Genomic DNA, 3,237 nt, shown 5'->3' on the forward strand with positions numbered 1-3,237 from the left:
CAAGGAGAACAGGAATTTCAGCATTCGTACCTTCAGAGATAATAATATCTTTTACCGGACAAGCATCTGCATCAACATAAATTTTCATCTTTATCACTCCCATAAATAAGTTCGAGTTGATGATAATGGCAGATTTAGCTTTTGTCAAACGAAGATGCTTTACTTAAAATCATTAAAAAAAGTTATTCTATTAAAGGGCGCTATTCTTTTATAGAGAAAGCGTCTTTTTCTTGTATTTCAAGTGTTCTCATGGTTAAGTAATTTTAGATTGGTTTGTTTCACTAAAGCTCCCCTTTAGTAAAATGAGTTCAGCCTGATATTTCTAGTTGAACCCATTAATTCATCGTATTTAATGCAGTAGCTGTTACTAATAACCCCTGTAAAACTAAACCCACATTTATTATAGCTATCCTCTTTAAAATTATTTCCTCACAATACTAAAAGAATGATATTTTTATTATTAAAGAAAATCCCACTTGTTTCTTTGTTAAATAAATATTAAAATGATTAAAAACTTATAAAGAAAGGTTGATTAACTTGGATTCTTATGATTATAAGATTATACAATCAATAATGAATAATGGTAGAGTCACTTGGGCTGAATTGGCATCTCACATTGGATTATCTTCACCAGCAGTGGCTGACCGTGTCAATCGTTTGATTAGTAATGGAGTAATTAAAGAGATTGGAGCTAAGATAGATGGAGAAAATGTAGGAACAGAATGTACAGCTTTTGTAACAGTCTCATTAGAAAAACCAAAATATAGAGAAGAATTCTTACATCTTATTACTAATTTAGAGGAGGTACAAGAATGCCATCACATTGCGGGGGATGATGATTATTTATTGAAAATTCGTTGTCGTAATACCAAGGATTTAGACAGAGTGATTAGCTATGAGATTAAAAGTCTGCAGGGGGTACTTCGAACAAAAACAACAATAGTGATGGATACAATGAAAGAAACGTTTAAAATTCCTTTGCAAAAAGATAGGTTTTTTATTGATGAGGTGGGGGGAAATGGCAAGTGAATTCTTACTCAAAGGTCTTATCATTGGTTTTAGTATTGCGGCCCCTGTAGGACCTATTGGAATTTTATGTATTCGTAGAACGCTTGAGAATGGGAAAGTAGTTGGATTTATGTCAGGCTTAGGTGCTGCAACAGCAGATGGTTTATATAGTTTAATTGCGGGTCTAAGCTTAACAGTGATAACTAATTATTTGATTAATCAACAATTGTGGTTTCAACTAATTGGCGGAATTTTTTTAGGTTATTTCGGTGTTAAAACTTATAAATCAAAACCTTCAAATACACTTACTAAAAGTAAAAATGAACAAAATATTAAGGCATATGCATCTACTTTCTTTTTAACACTAACTAACCCTGTAACAATTTTGTCTTTTATTGCTCTCTTTTCAGGACTTGGAATAGCTAATTCAGATATTGACTTAATGGAGAAATTGATATTAGTATTAGGAGTTTTTTTAGGTTTAATACTATGGTGGTTATTTCTTAGTATTGTTGTTAGCTTATTAAAGAATCGAATAAATGCATATTCTTTAATAATTATAAACAAAACATCTGGATTAATTTTACTATTATTTAGCCTACGGTCTTTTTATGATGTACTAATTACTACTTATTAATGAGAAATAAAATCAACCATATTATAATGGAGGTTTATAGAATTGACATTAAAAAAAGAGAGTAATTTTTACTCAATGATAAAAATAAAGAAAACAAGTGGCCACCTTATGTCAACGATTACACAATTGCCAAGTACTTACATAATTTTTGTATTTGGTTTACTTATTTCAAGAATTGGTGATTCCCTATATACCTTTTCTCTTCCTTTGATTGCATATGAATTAACTGGTTCAGCAGTAATTATGAGCTCACTTTTTGCCATAAGTGTGTTACCTATTGTTTTATTTGGTCCGATAGTAGGGGTAATAGTAGATCGTTGGGATAGACGAAAATTAATGTGGATTGCGGACCTATTATGTGTTTTCTTTGTAACAGTAATTCCTGTTCTCCATATCTTAGGATTACTCCAACTCTGGCATTTATACGTTGTTTCTTTTATTTTAGCAGTACTATCTATGTTATTTGATGTAGCGACAGTTACAGTAATTCCACATATTGCAGGTCAATCGTTAACCAGGGCCAATTCCGCTTATCAGATGGTTCTTCAAATTGCTAGCTTAGTAGGTCCTGCCTTAGCAGGTATTATCATTGCTATTATAGGAGGTTTTAATGCACTCTGGATAAATGTTCTCTCTTATATAGCTACTTTAATTGCTGTATTAATGTTACCAAAATTCAAAAAAACTAAATCTGTAGATGGATCGGGAAATCTATTTCAGAAAATAGGAAGAGAAATGAAGGAAGGTTTTAAATGGTTAATGAATGACCGTCTTAATCTCGCTTTATCTCTTCAAGCAATGGTAGGCAACTTTGGTGCTAGTGCTATACTAGGAGCATTAATGTATTATTTGCTTTCAACATTACATTTAACTTCTGAACAAAGTGGATTTAACTATACCTTAATTGGAGTAGGCGGTCTTGTAGGAAGTATTATTGTTGTTCCACTTGAAAAGCGATTTCGACGTGGGATTCTAATTCCTGCTTTGCTAGGTATAGGTGCAATTGGATTAACCTACGCAATATGGAGCAAATTTTGGCTAGCGCCAGGCATTGCATTTGGAATTGCTATGGTATGTAATATTGCTTGGAATATTATTGTAGCATCTGTACGGCAGGAAACTGTACCCATTGATATGCAAGGAAGAGTTTTAGGATTTTCACGCGTGCTTACACGACTGGCAATGCCTCTAGGTGCATTAGTAGGGGGCGTGATTTCTGAGTATAATCCGGTTGCAATTTTTATTTTGGCATCAGCTACAAAATTTATTGAAGTAATTATTGCACTTGCCAGTCCTATACGTAAACTATAAGCAAACGTACCTATCTGGATTTCATAATTTTCAGAAGTATTTTTAAGGGAATTTCGGTTCTGTTGCAAAGTTTTTTAAACTAAGCTATATTCTAGAAAAATGAGACGAGGAGAATGRCGTTACCTATATCGTGCRATTGATAAAGAGGGTTACACATTAGRTATTCAACTGCGTAAAAAGCGAGATCATCAGGCCGCATATGGCTTTATGAAAAGATTAGTGAAAAAGTTTGGAGAACCAACGGTTCTAACAACAGACAAAGCTCCAGCATTACTTTGTAC

At 33.0% G+C, this 3,237-nt stretch carries 3 protein-coding genes and 2 pseudogenes; 4 read left to right on the forward strand and 1 reads right to left on the reverse strand.

Going from position 1 to position 3,237, the window contains the following annotated elements; genetic code table 11:
* A pseudogene (locus tag AC1DIT_RS27655) lies at positions 1-103 on the reverse strand (YaiI/YqxD family protein); the annotation flags it as partial.
* A 434-nt stretch (positions 104-537) separates the two neighbouring features.
* Between AC1DIT_RS27655 and AC1DIT_RS27660 the strand changes: the two are divergent.
* The 4 genes and pseudogenes from AC1DIT_RS27660 to AC1DIT_RS27675 all read left to right on the forward strand — a co-directional run.
* Positions 538-1,029, forward strand: a complete 492-nt coding sequence (locus tag AC1DIT_RS27660; protein WP_016131413.1) for an Lrp/AsnC family transcriptional regulator — start codon at positions 538-540, stop codon at positions 1,027-1,029.
* Complete coding sequence (locus AC1DIT_RS27665) at positions 1,019-1,645, forward strand: LysE family translocator (protein ID WP_016131414.1); 627 nt, start codon at positions 1,019-1,021, stop codon at positions 1,643-1,645. Before AC1DIT_RS27660 ends, AC1DIT_RS27665 begins: the two co-directional genes overlap by 11 nt.
* A 108-nt stretch (positions 1,646-1,753) precedes the next feature.
* Positions 1,754-2,956, forward strand: a complete 1,203-nt coding sequence (locus AC1DIT_RS27670; RefSeq protein WP_212667639.1) for an MFS transporter — start codon at positions 1,754-1,756, stop codon at positions 2,954-2,956.
* 105 nt (positions 2,957-3,061) lie between these two features.
* A pseudogene (locus AC1DIT_RS27675) lies at positions 3,062-3,237 on the forward strand (DDE-type integrase/transposase/recombinase); the annotation flags it as partial.

Source organism: Bacillus sp. 05T22, from assembly GCF_056396765.1.

Excerpts from the sequence above, each read along its gene's own strand:
- AC1DIT_RS27670 (WP_212667639.1), top strand. The coding sequence starts at position 1,754 with ATGTCAACGATTACACAATTGCCAAGTACTTACATAATTTTTGTATTT.
- AC1DIT_RS27665 (WP_016131414.1), top strand. The coding sequence starts at position 1,019 with ATGGCAAGTGAATTCTTACTCAAAGGTCTTATCATTGGTTTTAGTATT.